Origin of the sequence: Streptomyces nanhaiensis, from assembly GCF_046614825.1 — a bacterium.
GTDB classification, from domain to species: domain Bacteria; phylum Actinomycetota; class Actinomycetes; order Streptomycetales; family Streptomycetaceae; genus Streptomyces; species Streptomyces radiopugnans.
On the sequence record NZ_JBKJFM010000047.1, the window covers coordinates 1 to 13,538 of the forward strand.

General features: G+C 69.4%; 19 protein-coding genes. 1 reads left to right on the forward strand and 18 read right to left on the reverse strand.

Annotated elements, in window-relative coordinates:
- Positions 1-70: 70 nt before the first annotated feature.
- Entirely contained in the window at positions 71-514 is a 444-nt protein-coding gene (gene rplM, locus ACLIYP_RS13200) for a 50S ribosomal protein L13 (protein WP_093660647.1), read from the reverse strand.
- 327 nt (positions 515-841) lie between these two features.
- On the opposite strand from rplM, the gene ACLIYP_RS13205 reads away from it, so the two are divergent.
- On the forward strand, positions 842-1,768 hold the full coding sequence (locus ACLIYP_RS13205) for a hypothetical protein (RefSeq protein WP_412713329.1): 927 nt from the start codon (positions 842-844) through the stop codon (positions 1,766-1,768).
- Positions 1,769-1,844: 76 nt separating this feature from the next.
- Here ACLIYP_RS13205 and ACLIYP_RS13210 read toward each other — a convergent pair whose 3' ends face one another.
- The 17 genes from ACLIYP_RS13210 to rplF form a co-directional block, all read right to left on the reverse strand.
- A complete protein-coding gene (locus ACLIYP_RS13210) occupies positions 1,845-2,783 on the reverse strand; it encodes a D-alanyl-D-alanine carboxypeptidase family protein (RefSeq protein WP_412713330.1) in 939 nt (312 codons plus the stop codon).
- Positions 2,784-2,870: 87 nt separating this feature from the next.
- Entirely contained in the window at positions 2,871-3,740 is an 870-nt protein-coding gene (truA, locus tag ACLIYP_RS13215) for a tRNA pseudouridine(38-40) synthase TruA (protein ID WP_412713331.1), read from the reverse strand.
- A gap of 107 nt (positions 3,741-3,847) precedes the next feature.
- Positions 3,848-4,411 (reverse strand): 50S ribosomal protein L17, encoded by a 564-nt coding sequence (gene rplQ, locus ACLIYP_RS13220; protein ID WP_093660639.1) that lies wholly within the window; start codon positions 4,409-4,411, stop codon positions 3,848-3,850.
- A gap of 206 nt (positions 4,412-4,617) precedes the next feature.
- The gene (locus ACLIYP_RS13225; protein ID WP_093660637.1) at positions 4,618-5,640 is read right to left on the reverse strand and encodes a DNA-directed RNA polymerase subunit alpha; all 1,023 of its coding nucleotides are present in this window, start codon (positions 5,638-5,640) and stop codon (positions 4,618-4,620) included.
- A 137-nt stretch (positions 5,641-5,777) separates the two neighbouring features.
- Positions 5,778-6,404 (reverse strand): 30S ribosomal protein S4, encoded by a 627-nt coding sequence (gene rpsD, locus ACLIYP_RS13230; protein ID WP_412713332.1) that lies wholly within the window; start codon positions 6,402-6,404, stop codon positions 5,778-5,780.
- A gap of 27 nt (positions 6,405-6,431) precedes the next feature.
- Positions 6,432-6,836, reverse strand: coding sequence for a 30S ribosomal protein S11 (gene rpsK, locus ACLIYP_RS13235; RefSeq protein WP_004571845.1), 405 nt, complete (start codon positions 6,834-6,836; stop codon positions 6,432-6,434).
- Positions 6,837-6,901: 65 nt separating this feature from the next.
- The gene (gene rpsM, locus ACLIYP_RS13240) at positions 6,902-7,282 is read right to left on the reverse strand and encodes a 30S ribosomal protein S13 (protein WP_093660633.1); all 381 of its coding nucleotides are present in this window, start codon (positions 7,280-7,282) and stop codon (positions 6,902-6,904) included.
- 203 nt (positions 7,283-7,485) lie between these two features.
- Positions 7,486-7,599: a 50S ribosomal protein L36 gene (rpmJ, locus tag ACLIYP_RS13245; protein WP_003956441.1), complete on the reverse strand. Its 114-nt coding sequence runs from the start codon at positions 7,597-7,599 to the stop codon at positions 7,486-7,488.
- Between the two features lie 59 nt (positions 7,600-7,658).
- Positions 7,659-7,880, reverse strand: a complete 222-nt coding sequence (infA, locus tag ACLIYP_RS13250; protein ID WP_003948620.1) for a translation initiation factor IF-1 — start codon at positions 7,878-7,880, stop codon at positions 7,659-7,661.
- A 270-nt stretch (positions 7,881-8,150) separates the two neighbouring features.
- Complete coding sequence (gene map, locus ACLIYP_RS13255) at positions 8,151-8,987, reverse strand: type I methionyl aminopeptidase (RefSeq protein WP_412713333.1); 837 nt, start codon at positions 8,985-8,987, stop codon at positions 8,151-8,153.
- Between the two features lie 136 nt (positions 8,988-9,123).
- On the reverse strand, positions 9,124-9,792 hold the full coding sequence (locus ACLIYP_RS13260; protein WP_412713334.1) for an adenylate kinase: 669 nt from the start codon (positions 9,790-9,792) through the stop codon (positions 9,124-9,126).
- On the reverse strand, positions 9,792-11,108 hold the full coding sequence (gene secY, locus ACLIYP_RS13265) for a preprotein translocase subunit SecY (protein WP_410537116.1): 1,317 nt from the start codon (positions 11,106-11,108) through the stop codon (positions 9,792-9,794). Before secY ends, ACLIYP_RS13260 begins: the two co-directional genes overlap by 1 nt.
- 198 nt (positions 11,109-11,306) lie before the next feature.
- Complete coding sequence (gene rplO, locus ACLIYP_RS13270) at positions 11,307-11,762, reverse strand: 50S ribosomal protein L15 (protein ID WP_412713335.1); 456 nt, start codon at positions 11,760-11,762, stop codon at positions 11,307-11,309.
- A 1-nt stretch (position 11,763) separates the two neighbouring features.
- Complete coding sequence (rpmD, locus tag ACLIYP_RS13275) at positions 11,764-11,946, reverse strand: 50S ribosomal protein L30 (protein WP_093660623.1); 183 nt, start codon at positions 11,944-11,946, stop codon at positions 11,764-11,766.
- The gene (gene rpsE / locus ACLIYP_RS13280; protein ID WP_093660621.1) at positions 11,946-12,551 is read right to left on the reverse strand and encodes a 30S ribosomal protein S5; all 606 of its coding nucleotides are present in this window, start codon (positions 12,549-12,551) and stop codon (positions 11,946-11,948) included. Before rpsE ends, rpmD begins: the two co-directional genes overlap by 1 nt.
- A 43-nt stretch (positions 12,552-12,594) precedes the next feature.
- Positions 12,595-12,978, reverse strand: a complete 384-nt coding sequence (gene rplR / locus ACLIYP_RS13285) for a 50S ribosomal protein L18 (RefSeq protein WP_093851449.1) — start codon at positions 12,976-12,978, stop codon at positions 12,595-12,597.
- Positions 12,979-12,981: 3 nt separating this feature from the next.
- Complete coding sequence (rplF, locus tag ACLIYP_RS13290) at positions 12,982-13,521, reverse strand: 50S ribosomal protein L6 (protein WP_093660617.1); 540 nt, start codon at positions 13,519-13,521, stop codon at positions 12,982-12,984.
- Between the last annotated feature and the right edge of the window lie 17 nt (positions 13,522-13,538).

Sequence of the window (13,538 nt, forward strand, 5' to 3'; positions counted from 1 at the left end):
CGATCGGGGTCTCGGCGGTGGTCTCGGCCACGGTTCTCCTCAGCTCTCTTCAGTCTTGGTTGTGGCCGGACTACTGCGCGACCTGGGTGATCTCGAACGGGACCGGCTGCTGGGCGGCGTGCGGGTGGTTCTCGCCCGCGTAGACCTTCAGCTTCGAGAGCATCTGGCGGCCCAGGGAGTTCTTCGGGAGCATGCCCTTGATGGCCTTCTCCACGGCCTTCTCCGGGTTGTTCTTCAGCAGGTCGTCGTAGCGGACGGACCGCAGACCGCCGGGGTAGCCGGAGTGGCGGTAGGCCAGCTTCTGGGTCCGCTTGTTGCCGGAGAGGTGCACCTTGTCGGCGTTGATGATGATGACGAAGTCACCAGCGTCAACGTGCGGCGCGTACACCGGCTTGTGCTTGCCCCTCAGAAGGGTGGCGGCCTGGGAGGCCAGACGGCCCAGGACGACGTCGGTGGCGTCGATGACGTGCCACTGGCGCTGGACGTCGCCGGGCTTGGGGCTGTACGTACGCACGGTCGTAGCCTTCGCTTCTTCAGTGAGTGTTTCCTGACAAGGTCACCGGAGATCACGACAGCCCTGACCGCACTCCGGTGACGCAAGCCGGTGCGGGTCGCTGGTCATCGTCCTGGTGGACCAGGCGTAGCGGCCTCTCACGTGAGAACGAGCAAGCCAATACGCACAACGAACCAGCAGGATACCGGCCGTCCTCCGCACGGGTCAAAACGCCCCTCCTCCGGCGGGTGCCCCGCGGCCCCCCCGGGGGGTGCCCGCCGAGCGCCCCACCGGGCCCCGCCGATCTTCCCGCCGGCTGCCGGCGGGAAGCGAATAGGATGTGCGTCCATGAGCTTTGGGCAGGGGGGACCGGGCTGGGGCCCGGGAGGACCGTCGGGGCAGTCCGGTCCGTCGGGGCCGTTCGGGCGGCCGGGGCCTTCGGGACCACCCGGGCCGTCGGACCCGTCCACACCGGACTGGGCGGCGCTGGCCGAGCGGAGCGAGCGCGCCCGCGCCCGGCGCCGCCGCTGGCTGATGACCGGCGGCGGGGCGGTGGCCACGGCCGTCGTCGCCGCGATCGTGGCGGTCGCCGTCGTCAACGAGGACGGTTCGGGCTCCGGGCCCTCCGCCGCCGCCTCGGACTCCCCGACGCCGTCGGCCGCCGAGGCGCCGCCGCCCGGACCGGAGCAGCCGGAGCCCACCTTCTCCTCCGAGCCCCCTCCCCCGCCGCCGGACCCGCGGGACTTCCTCTCCAGCGCCGAGAAGGACACCGCCCCGCTCGGCGCGGACACGCTCTTCCCCGGCGACTCGATGAAGGTCGACGGCCGCGCCTACGACAAGGGCGCCACGGCCTCCACCGGGAACTGCGCGTCCGGCACCCAGGGCGCGCTCGGCGCGGTGCTGACGGGCAACGGCTGCCGCGAGCTGATCCGGGTGACGTACACGCGCGAGGGGGTGGCGGTCACCGTCGGCGTCGCGGTCTTCGACGACGCCGGGGCCGCGCGGAAGGCCAAGGAGCAGTCCCGGCCCAACGTCGCCTCGCTGCCCGGATCGGGCGTGCCCACCTTCTGCCGGGGCGGCGTGACGTGCCGCACCTCCGCCAACGCGCTGGGCCGCTACGCGTACTTCACCATCTCCGGCTACACCAGCGGCAAGGACGTCACCACCTCCGAGACCGCCGCCCGCCGGGCCGGCCTGGACGCCGCCGACTTCGCCTTCGCCCGCATCCTCGAGCGCGGCCGGGCCCAGGCCGCGGCCTCGGTCACGGGCGGCTGACGGAACGCCCGCGCCGCCCCGGGACGGGCCCGGGGCGGCGCGGGGAAGCCGGTCGCGCGGCGTCAGTCGCGCGGCGTCAGTCGCGCTGGGCCCCCGGCGGGAGCGTGCGCAGGGTCACCTTGGTGGCCGTCTTCTGCTTGAAGGACCAGTCGAGCATCCTCGTCGCGTCCCGGTACCGGTCGGAGCTGTTGAGTATCACGCCGACGACCGTGCGCTTGTCACGCGTCGCCGCGAAGACCAGGCAGGGGCCGGCCTTGGAGCCCGTACCGGTCTTGATGCCTATCACGCCCTTGTAGGAGCCGAGCAGCTTGTTGGTGTTGTACCAGGTGTACGTGCGCCCGTTGGTCGCCTTCTGGACGGTCTTGGTCGCCTTGACCACCGTCTTGAACGTGGAGTTCGCCAGCGCGTGCCGCGCCAGCTTCGCCATGTCGCGGGGGGTCGAGTAGTTCTCGCCGCTCTTGGAGATGCCGTCGAAGGAGTCGAACTTCGTGTTCTTCATCCCCAGGTCGGCGGCCTTCTTGTTCATCTTGGAGATGAACGACTTGGTGCGGGCGGACACCGTGCTCCCGCTGCCGAAGGTGTCCGCCAGCGCGTACGCCGCGTCGCAGCCGGAGGGCAGCATCATCCCGTACAGCAGCTGGCGCACCGTGAGCTTGTCGCCCGTCCTCAGGTCCGCGGTGCTGGCCCCGTACCTGGTCACGTAGTCGCGGTAGGCCTTCTTGACCGTGATCTTGCGGTCCAGGTCGACGCCCTTGGTGGTCACCACGACCGCCGCGGCCATGATCTTGGTCGTGCTGGCCATCTCGCGCCGGGTGTCGGCGCCCTTGCCCCACAGGGTCTTGTTGGGACCGCTGTCCAGCAGGAAGGCGCCCTTGGCGGCTATCCCGGACGGTCCCCCGGCCGCCTGGGCGGGCGCCGCCGTCGGGCCCGCGACGATCACGGCGCAGGCCGCCGCAACCACCACGCCCGCCCTGCGGATCCCCCTCGTCCGAAGTCTCAATGGATGCTCCGTCATCAGTGGTCGACGGGCCCGCACGACGCGGGCCCGACTACTGGACGACCGAGCGGCTGCGGTGGTTGCCCGCCGGAACCGGCCAACTGGTCAGCAGCACCCCGCCCCGGCCACCGCACCGGCTCCCGGGAGGGTGCGGCGGTTGCGCGCCTCGGCGTTGCGCGCGGCCAGCAGCTCGTCGGCCGGGTAGCCGACCTCCTCCAGGGTCAGCCCGTGCGGCCGCACCACGTGCACCGCCGAGTCCCGCACCCCGGCCGCCAGCACCCGGCCCGGCCACGACGGCGGGCGGTGTCCGTCGCCGACGAAGAGCAGGGCGCCCACCAGCGAGCGCACCATGTTGTGGCAGAAGGCGTCGGCGACCACCCGGGCCTCCACGATGCCGTCGGGGCGGCGCCGCCAGTTCAGCTCCCTGAGTGTCCGTATGGTCGTCGCGCCCTCGCGCCGCTTGCAGTAGGCGGCGAAGTCGTGCTCCCCCAGCAGCCGTTCGGCCGCCTCGTTCATGGCCTCCACGTCCAGCGGCCAGTCGTGCCACAGGACGTGGCCGCGCTGGAGCGGATCCACCCCTCCCGGGTGGTCGCAGACGCGGTAGGCGTAGCGGCGCCAGACCGCCGAGAAGCGCGCGTTGAAGTGGGGCGGGGCCTCGCCGACGCGGTGCACCCGTACGTCGTGCGGCAGCCGCCCGGCCAGCCGGCGCAGCAGCCGCTCCCGGTGCGCCTCCCACAGCGCGGCGGGCAGGTCGACGTGCGCCACCTGGCCGCGGGCGTGGACGCCCGCGTCGGTGCGGCCGGCGACCGTCAGCTCGAAGACCTCCTCCGAGCGGGTCACCACCCGCAGCGCGTCCTCCAGCTCGCCCTGCACGGTGCGCCGCCCGCGCTGCCGCGCCCAGCCGGAGAACTCCCTGCCGTCGTACGACAGGTCCAGCCGGACCCGTACGTACCCGGGCTCCACCTCGTCGCTCACACCGTGATCCTCTCGAAGAGCGCCTGAAACGGCGGCGGACCCGCTCCCGGGAGGGGAGGCGGGTCCGCCGCGTCGTGCTCCGGGTGCCCCGGAGCGGAAGGATCGCCTCAGGCGTCCTTCTTCTCCTCGGCCGGAGCCTCGGACTCACCGGCGGCCTCGGTCTCGGAGGCCTCGGACTTCTCCTCGGCCGGAGCCTCGGACTCACCGGCGGCCTCGTCCTTCTTGAGGTCCTTCAGGGCCTCGTCGCCCGCGGCGTCCTTGGCGGAGCGCTTCGTGGCGGCCTCGGCCTCGCCGACGGCCTCCTGCTGCACCGTCAGGGCCTCCACCAGCTCGATGACCGCCATGGGCGCGTTGTCGCCGCGGCGGTTGCCGATCTTGGTGATGCGGGTGTAACCGCCGGGGCGGTTCTCGTAGCGCGGGCCGATCTCGGTGAAGAGCGTGTGCACGACGCTCTTGTCGAGGATCGTCCGCATCACCTGGCGGCGGTTGTGAAGGTCGCCCTTCTTCGCCTTGGTGATCAGACGCTCGGCCACCGGGCGCAGGCGGCGGGCCTTGGCCTCGGTGGTGGTGATGCGGCCGTGCTCGAAGAGGGCGGTGGCGAGGTTCGCCAGCATGGCCTTCTCGTGCGCGGCGCCGCCGCCGAGGCGGGCGCCCTTGGTGGGCTTCGGCATGGTTCTTCTCCTCGATGTCTGCACCGGCCGTATCAGGTACCGGTGTCAGTGTCCGTACGGGCTTGTGCCCGCCGGAGCCGGGGCGCGCGACCGCGGTCGTACCCTCGGTCGTACGCTCCGGAAAGCGTGGGCCGACCGGGCGCGGGCGGGTGCCGCGCCCGGTCGGGATGCCGGTGGGGACCGGCGTCAGTACCGCCCGGTGCCGGTCAGTACTGCTCGGTCTCGACGAAACCGGAGTCCGCGTCGTCGTCGGCGCCGAAGGCGTCGGCGGCGGCGGTCGGGTCGAATCCGGGCGGGCTGTCCTTGAGGGTCAGGCCCATGCCGGCCAGCTTCGCCTTGACCTCGTCGATCGACTTGGCGCCGAAGTTGCGGATGTCGAGCAGGTCCGCCTCGGAGCGGGCCACCAGCTCGCCCACCGAGTGGATGCCCTCGCGCTTGAGGCAGTTGTAGGAGCGGACGGTCAGCTCCAGCTCCTCGATCGGCAGGGCCAGGTCGGCGGCGAGCGCGGCGTCCGTCGGGGACGGGCCCATGTCGATGCCCTCTGCGTCGACGTTCAGCTCGCGGGCCAGGCCGAACAGCTCGACCAGGGTCTTGCCGGCGGAGGCCATGGCGTCGCGCGGGCGCATGGACTCCTTGGTCTCGACGTCGACGATCAGCTTGTCGAAGTCGGTGCGCTGCTCGACACGGGTCGCCTCGACCTTGTAGGTGACCTTGAGGACCGGCGAGTAGATGGAGTCGACCGGGATGCGGCCGATCTCCTGGCCGGCCTGCTTGTTCTGCACGGCGGAGACGTAGCCGCGACCGCGCTCGACGGTCAGCTCCATCTCCAGCTTCCCCTTGCCGTTCAGCGTGGCGAGGACCAGGTCGGGGTTGTGCACCTCGACACCGGCCGGCGGGGCGATGTCGGCGGCGGTGACCAGACCCGGGCCCTGCTTGCGCAGGTACATCACGACCGGCTCGTCGTGCTCCGAGGAGACGACCAGGCTCTTGATGTTGAGGATCAGGTCGGTGACGTCCTCCTTGACGCCCGGCACGGTGGTGAACTCGTGCAGGACGCCGTCGATCCGGATGCTGGTCACGGCAGCACCGGGGATCGAGGACAGGAGCGTGCGGCGCAGGGAGTTTCCGAGGGTGTAGCCGAAGCCCGGCTCCAGCGGTTCGATCACGAACCGGGAACGGAACTCGTCCACGACCTCTTCGGTCAGTGAGGGGCGCTGAGCGATCAGCATGGGGATGTGCCTCCAGTCTTCGGCAACCGCTATTTGATGCCGAGCACCGGGCGGGAGCCCGGTCGTCTACTGCAAGGGTACGGGCGGTGCGACCCGTGCGGGCCGCACCGCCCGTGACCGTGAGCCGGTACTCCGGATTACTTGGAGTACAGCTCGACGATCAGCTGCTCCTGCACCTGGGTGTCGATCACCTGGCGCTCGGGCAGCGAGTGGACGAGGATCCGCAGCTGCGACGGAATGGCCTCGAGCCACGCCGGCACCGTCTTGTCGCCGGCCTCCGCCTGAGCCACCTGGAAGGGGGTCATGTTGCGGGAGGACGGACGGACCTCGACGATGTCGTTGGGAACGACACGGGCCGACGGGATGTCGGTCTTGCGACCGTTCACCATGATGTGCCCGTGGCGGACGAGCTGGCGGGCGTGGTCGCGGGACTTGGCGAAGCCGGCCCGGTAGACCACGTTGTCCAGACGGGACTCCAGGATGCGGAGCAGGTTCTCGCCCGTCTTGCCCTGCTTGCGGTTGGCCTCGTTGAAGTAACCGCGGAACTGCTTCTCGAGGACACCGTAGATGCGGGCGGCCTTCTGCTTCTCACGCTTCTGCAGCAGGTACTCGCTGTCCTTGGTGCGCCCGCGTCCGTGCTCACCCGGGGGGTAAGGACGGATCTCGATCGGGCACTTCGCGCTCTCGCACTTGGCTCCCTTGAGGAAGAGCTTCTGCTTCTCCCGACGGCAACGCTTGCAGTCGGCCCCGGTGTAACGCGCCATGTTCGTGTATCTCCTACTTCAGCTGGATCAGACGCGGCGACGCTTCGGCGGGCGGCAGCCGTTGTGCGGGGTCGGGGTGACGTCCTGGATCGAGCCCACCTCGAGGCCGGTGGCCTGGAGGGAGCGGATCGCGGTCTCACGGCCGGAGCCGGGACCCTTGACGAACACGTCGACCTTGCGCATGCCGTGCTCCTGCGCACGCCGGGCGGCCGACTCGGCGGCCATCTGCGCGGCGAACGGCGTCGACTTGCGCGAGCCCTTGAAGCCCACGTGACCGGCGGAAGCCCAGGAAATCACGTTGCCGGTGGGGTCGGTGATGGAAACGATGGTGTTGTTGAACGTGCTCTTGATGTGAGCGTGCCCGTGGGCGACGTTCTTCTTCTCCTTGCGGCGCACCTTCTTGGCGCCGGCCGTACGGCCCTTCGGAGGCATAGAAAAATACTCCTATGGAGGTGGTCGGTCCTGCGATCCGGACCACTGGCGGTGTCCGGTGAGGACTACTTCTTGCCCGGCTTCTTCTTGCCGGCGATCGCGCGACGCGGGCCCTTGCGGGTGCGGGCGTTGGTGCTGGTGCGCTGGCCCCGGACGGGCAGGCCGCGGCGGTGGCGCAGACCCTGGTAGCTGCCGATCTCGACCTTGCGGCGGATGTCGGCCTGGATCTCGCGGCGGAGGTCACCCTCGGTGCGGATGTTGGCCTCGACGTACTCACGGATCCTGACGAGCTCTTCCTCGGTCAGGTCGCGGACGCGGGTGTCCGGGTTCACACCGGTGTTCGCAAGCGTCTGCTTGGAGAGCGTGCGACCGATGCCGAAGACATAGGTGAGAGCGACCTCCACGCGCTTGTCGCGCGGGAGGTCGACGCCTTCGAGGCGTGCCATGAACGTGGCTCCTGGTTTCGTTGGAGGTCTTCCGCAGCACCGTTCCCGTAGCGAGTACGAGCCGGGTCCCCGGCCTCCGTCCGGGGGTGTCGTCCCCACCGGCGTTAACAGGTGTCACGGCGGGGGGTCGGGTGTCTGCGTATCTACATGTCGCTTGCGTCGCGCGAAGAACCGCGAGAGGTGCGAGGCGTGGAGGTCTTGCGTCAGCCCTGGCGCTGCTTGTGGCGCAGGTTGTCGCAGATGACCATGACCCGGCCGTGGCGGCGGATCACCTTGCACTTGTCGCAGATCTTCTTGACGCTCGGCTTGACCTTCATGGGATGTGAGGTTCTCCGGGTCAGGCCACCACTCCGCGCGGGCGGAGTGAGGGCGAGATCTACTTGTAGCGGTAGACGATCCGCCCGCGCGTCAGGTCGTAGGGAGACAGCTCCACCACGACACGGTCGTCGGGAAGGATACGGATGTAGTGCATCCGCATCTTGCCGCTGATGTGCGCGAGGACCTGGTGCCCGTTCTGGAGCTCCACCTTGAACATCGCGTTCGGGAGAGACTCGACGACGGTGCCCTCGATCTCGATGGCCCCTTGTTTTTTGGCCATGCTTGAGCGCTTCACCTTCCGGGATCGGCTACCTGGGTCAGCCCGTGGGTGCGCGCAGGCACACATGGACCGACGAGCCAGTCTACGGCACGGCTCCGGGAAAGACGAATCGGGGATGTATGCCCATCGTGGGAGATCTTTATGCGGACCGGGGGAACTTCTCCGGGCTCACCGCCCGGCTCACCGCGGGACCGGTGGTGGTGCGGCCGGGGTGCGCGCCCCGTGCTCCACGGCACGCCGCGGCAGCCCCGGGGGCCGGGGGCGGTCCGGTCAGTCCAGCGGGTCGGGGGCGGTGGTGACGCCGTACTCCGCCAGCTTCGCCCGGCCGCCGTCCGGCGCCGTCAGCACCAGCGGCCCCTGCTCGGTCAGCGCGACGGAGTGCTCCCAGTGGCAGGACCAGGTGCCGTCGTTCGTCTTGACCGTCCACTCGTCCTCGAGGACGTGGGTCCTGGCCGTGCCCAGGCTGACCATCGGCTCGATCGCCAGGCACATGCCCGGCACCAGCTTCGGGCCTCGGCCGCGCCGGCGGTCGACGTAGTTCAGCAGGTGCGGGTCCATGTGCATCTGGCTGCCGATGCCGTGGCCGCCGTAGTCCTCGATGATCCCGTAGCGGCCCGAGGCCGGACGGGGCTGGCGGCGGATGTAGCCCTCGATCGCCTTGGAGATGTCCACCAGCCGGTTGCCCTTGCGCATCGCCGCGATGCCGGCCCACATCGACTCCTCGGTGACCCGGCTCAGCTCGTGCACCTCGGGCGCGTGGCCCTCGCCGACGAAGACGGTGATCGCCGCGTCGCCGTGCCAGCCGTCGACGATCGCGCCCGCGTCGATGGAGATGATGTCGCCCGACTCCAGCACCGTCTCCCGGTCGGGGATGCCGTGGACGACGACGTCGTTCACCGAGGTGCAGATGTTGCCGGGGAAGCCCCCGTAGCCGAGGAAGTTCGGCTTGGCGCCGTGGTCGGCGAGCACCTTCGCGGCGACCTCGTCCAGGTCCTTGGTCGTCGCGCCGGGCACCGCGGCCTTGCGGCAGGCCGCGTGCATCGCGGCGACGACCAGCCCGGCCGCCCGCATCTTCGCGATCTGCTCGGGGGTCTTGATCTCCACCATGACGGCTGACGCCTTCCAGCTCGCGGTTGTCTGTGGCACATCGGGCCCGCACGCTGCCGCCGGGCCCGTTCACTACACGATACGGCCGCGGTGCCCGCCCCGGGCACCGCGGCCTTCTCGCCGTTCCTCGCCGGGGTCAGGCCCCGGACTGCCCGGCCGCCTGGCCGAGCGCCTCCATCGCGCGCCGGGTGACCTCGGACACCTTGCCGAGCGCCGAGATCGTCACCACCAGGCCCTGGGCCTTGTAGTAGTCGATGATCGGCTCGGTCTCGGTGTGGTAGACCTCCAGGCGCTTGCGGACGGTGTCCTCGCGGTCGTCCTCGCGCTGGTAGAGCTCGCCGCCGCAGACGTCGCAGACGCCCTCGGTCTTCGGCGGGGTGTACACGACGTGGAAGATGTGGCCGCTGTCGTTGCGGCACATCCGCCGTCCCGCGATCCGCTTCACGACCTCGTCCTCGGGGACCTCCAGGTCCAGCACGGCGTTCAGCCGGGTGCCGGACTCGCGCAGGATGCCGTCCAGCGCCTCGGCCTGGCCGATGTTCCGCGGGAAGCCGTCGAGCAGGAAGCCGTCGGCGGCGTCGGGCTGCTCCATCCGGTCCCGGGCCATGCCGATGGTGACCTCGTCGGGTACGAGCTTGCCGGCCCGCATGTACTCCTGCGCCTTCTGCCCGAGCTGGGTGCCCTGGCTGATGTTGGCGCGGAAGAGGTCGCCCGTGGAGATGTGCGGAATGGACAGGTTCTCGGCCAGGTACGCGGCCTGCGTGCCCTTGCCCGCGCCAGGCGGTCCGACGAGGACGATTCGCATCAGCGGAGGAACCCTTCGTAATGGCGCTGCTGAAGCTGGCTCTCGATCTGCTTCACGGTCTCCAGACCGACACCCACGATGATCAGGATGCTGGTCCCGCCGAACGGGAAGTTCTGATTCGCGTTGAACAACACCAGCGCGACGGTGGGCACCAGAGCGATCAGACCCAGGTACAGCGAACCCGGCCACGTGATGCGGTTCAGCACGTAGCTCAGGTACTCCGCGGTGGGACGTCCGGCCCGGATGCCCGGGATGAAACCACCATACTTCTTCATGTTGTCGGCAACTTCTTCGGGGTTGAAGGAGATGGCGACGTAGAAGAAGGCGAAGAACACGATCAGCACGAAGTACGTGATGATGTAGTACGGGTGGTCACCCGTGACGAGGTGCCGGTTGATCCAGTCGGCCCAGCCCGCCTGCGAGCCGCTGAACTGAACGATCAGCGCCGGGATGTAGAGCAGGGACGAGGCGAAGATGACGGGGATCACACCCGCCTGGTTCACCTTCAGGGGGATGTAGGTGGAGGTGCCGCCGTAGGAGCGGCGCCCGATCATGCGCTTGGCGTACTGCACGGGGATGCGGCGCTGCGCCTGCTCGACGAAGACCACCAGGCCGACCATCGCCAGACCCGCGAGGAGCACCACGCCGAACTCGATCCAGCCGTCCGCCAGGTGGCCCTGCACCTTGATGGCCCACAGCAGACCCGGGAAGCCGGCGGCGATCGAGACGAACATCAGGATCGACATGCCGTTGCCGATGCCGCGGTCGGTGATCAGCTCACCCATCCACATGATCAGCGCGGTGCCGGCGGTCATGACGATCACCATGGTGATCGTGGTGAAGATGGAGTCGTCCGGGATGATCTGGTCACGGACGGTGCACTGCGCGAAGAGGCTGCCGCTGCGGGCCGTCGCCACCAGACCGGTGGCCTGGAGCACGCCGAGCGCCACCGTCAGGTAGCGGGTGTACTGCGTGATCTTCGCCTGGCCGGACTGCCCCTCCTTCTTGAGGGCCTCCAGCCTCGGGATCACCACCACCAGCAGCTGCAGGATGATGCTCGCCGTGATGTACGGCATGATCCCGAGCGCGAAGACGGTCAGCTGCAGCAGCGCGCCACCACTGAACATGTTGACCAGGCCGAAGAGGCCGGCGCCGGCGCCCTCGGCCTCTTTCACGCACTGGTTGACGTTCTCGAAGCTGACACCCGGGACGGGGATGTGTGCTCCGAGGCGGAAGAGCACCATGATGCCGAGGGTGAACAGCAGCTTCTTGCGCAGGTCGGGCGTCTTGAACGCCCGGGCGAACGCGGTGAGCACGGTGCCTCCTGCGCCCCCCGCGTCGCACGCGAGAGGTTACGGTCGTGAGGATCAACGGATAAAACGGTTCAGATTCCACAGGAAGGGTCCTGTGGAGGTCAATAACGCACGACACCTTACCGGCGACCGTGCCCCCCTTGGAACGACCAACCGGGGACGCCCGTTCCTGGGCGCCCCCGGTTACTCAGTTCACCGTACTCAGACGAGCTCGGTGACGGTGCCTCCGGCAGCGGTGATCTTCTCCTTGGCGGAGCCGGAGACCTTGTCCACGGTCACCTGCAGCGCCACGGAGATCTCCCCGTTGCCCAGCACCTTCACGAGCTGGTTCTTGCGAACCGCACCCTTGGCGACCAGGCCCTCGACGGTGACCTCGCCACCCTCGGGGTACAGGTCCGCCAGCTTGTCCAGGTTCACAACCTGGTACTCGGTGCGGAAGGGGTTCTTGAAGCCCCTGAGCTTGGGCAGCCGCATGTGCAGCGGCATCTGCCCGCCCTCGAAGCGCTCCGGAACCTGGTAACGGGCCTTGGTGCCCTTGGTGCCACGACCGGCGGTCTTGCCCTTGGACGCCTCACCACGACCGACGCGGGTCTTGGCGGTCTTGGCGCCCGGGGCGGGCCGGAGGTTGTGGACCTTCAGCGGCTTCTGCTCCGCCATGTCAGTCGACCTCCTCGACCGTCACGAGGTGGCGGACGGTCTGCACCATGCCGCGGATCTCGGGACGGTCCTCCTTGACGACCGAGTCGTTCACTCGCCTGAGGCCGAGGGAACGCAGGGTGTCGCGGTGGTTCTGCTTGCTGCCGATGTAGGACTTGGTCTGGGTGACCTTCAGGCGTGCCATCAGGCGCTCACCCCAGCCCGCGCCCGCAGCAGAGCGGCGGGAGCAACGTCCTCCAGCGGCAGGCCGCGGCGGGCGGCGATCTCCTCGGGGCGCTGCAGGCCCCGCAGAGCGGCCACCGTGGCGTGCACGATGTTGATCGGGTTCGACGAGCCGAGGGACTTGCTCAGCACGTCGTGGATGCCCGCGCACTCCAGCACGGCGCGCACCGGGCCACCGGCGATCACACCGGTACCGGGCGAGGCCGGCTTGAGCAGCACGACGCCCGCGGCCTCCTCACCCTGGATCGGGTGGGGGATGGTGCCCTGGATCCGGGGGACCTTGAAGAAGTGCTTCTTGGCCTCCTCCACACCCTTGGCGATGGCGGCCGGCACCTCCTTGGCCTTGCCGTAACCGACGCCCACGGTGCCGTCACCGTCGCCCACCACGACCAGCGCGGTGAAGCTGAAGCGACGACCACCCTTCACAACCTTGGCGACGCGGTTGATCGCGACGACCCGCTCGACGTACGCGGTCTTCTCGGCGGCCGCGCCACCGTCCCGCCGGTCCCGTCGGTCCCGCCGCTCGCCGCCACCGGCGCCGCCACCGCGGCGCTGGGGTCCAGCCATTGGAATTACCTCTCTCTATGCGTCCGCTTGCGTGGGGACCGGCTCAGAACCTGAGCCCGGCCTCGCGGGCGGCGTCGGCCAGGGCGGCGATCCGCCCGGCGTACTTGTTGCCGCCGCGGTCGAACACGACGGCCTCGATGCCCGCGGCCTTGGCGCGCTCGGCGACCAGGGACCCGACCTGCTTGGCCAGGGCGGTCTTGTCGCCCTCACCGCCGCGGATCGAGCTGTCCAGCGTCGACGCCGAGGCCAGCGTGTGGCCCGCGATGTCGTCGATGACCTGCGCCACCATGTGACGGTTGGAGCGCGTCACCACCAGGCGCGGACGCTCGGGGGTGCCCGACACCTTCTTGCGGACGCGGATGTGGCGCCGCTTGACAGCGGCGGCCTTGCGCGCGCTGCCCTTCGCGATCTTCACACCGTATGCCATGGCTTACTTACCAGCCTTTCCGACCTTGCGGCGGATGACCTCGCCCGCGTACTTCACGCCCTTGGCCTTGTACGGGTCGGGCTTGCGCAGCTTGCGGATGTTCGCGGCGACCTCGCCGACCTTCTGCTTGTCGATGCCCTCGACGCTCAGCCTGGTCGGGGACTCCACCTTGAAGGAGATGCCCTCGGGAGCCTTCACCGTGATCGGGTGGCTGTAGCCCAGGGAGAACTCCAGGTCGGAGCCCTTCGCCTGGACGCGGTAACCGACACCGCTGATCTCGAGCTGCTTGCTGTACCCCTGGGTCACGCCAGTGATCATGTTCGCCACCAGCGTGCGGGACAGACCGTGCAGGGCCTTGTTCCGGCTCTCGTCGTTCGGGCGGGTGACGTTGATGACGCCGTCCTCACCCTTGGCGACCTCGATGGGCGCGGCGACGGTGTGCGAAAGGTTGCCCTTGGGCCCCTTCACGTTGACCGTCCGGCCATCGATGGTGACGTCCACACCGGCGGGAACCTGGATGGGGAGCTTGCCGATACGCGACATGAGCTTTACCTCCGTTC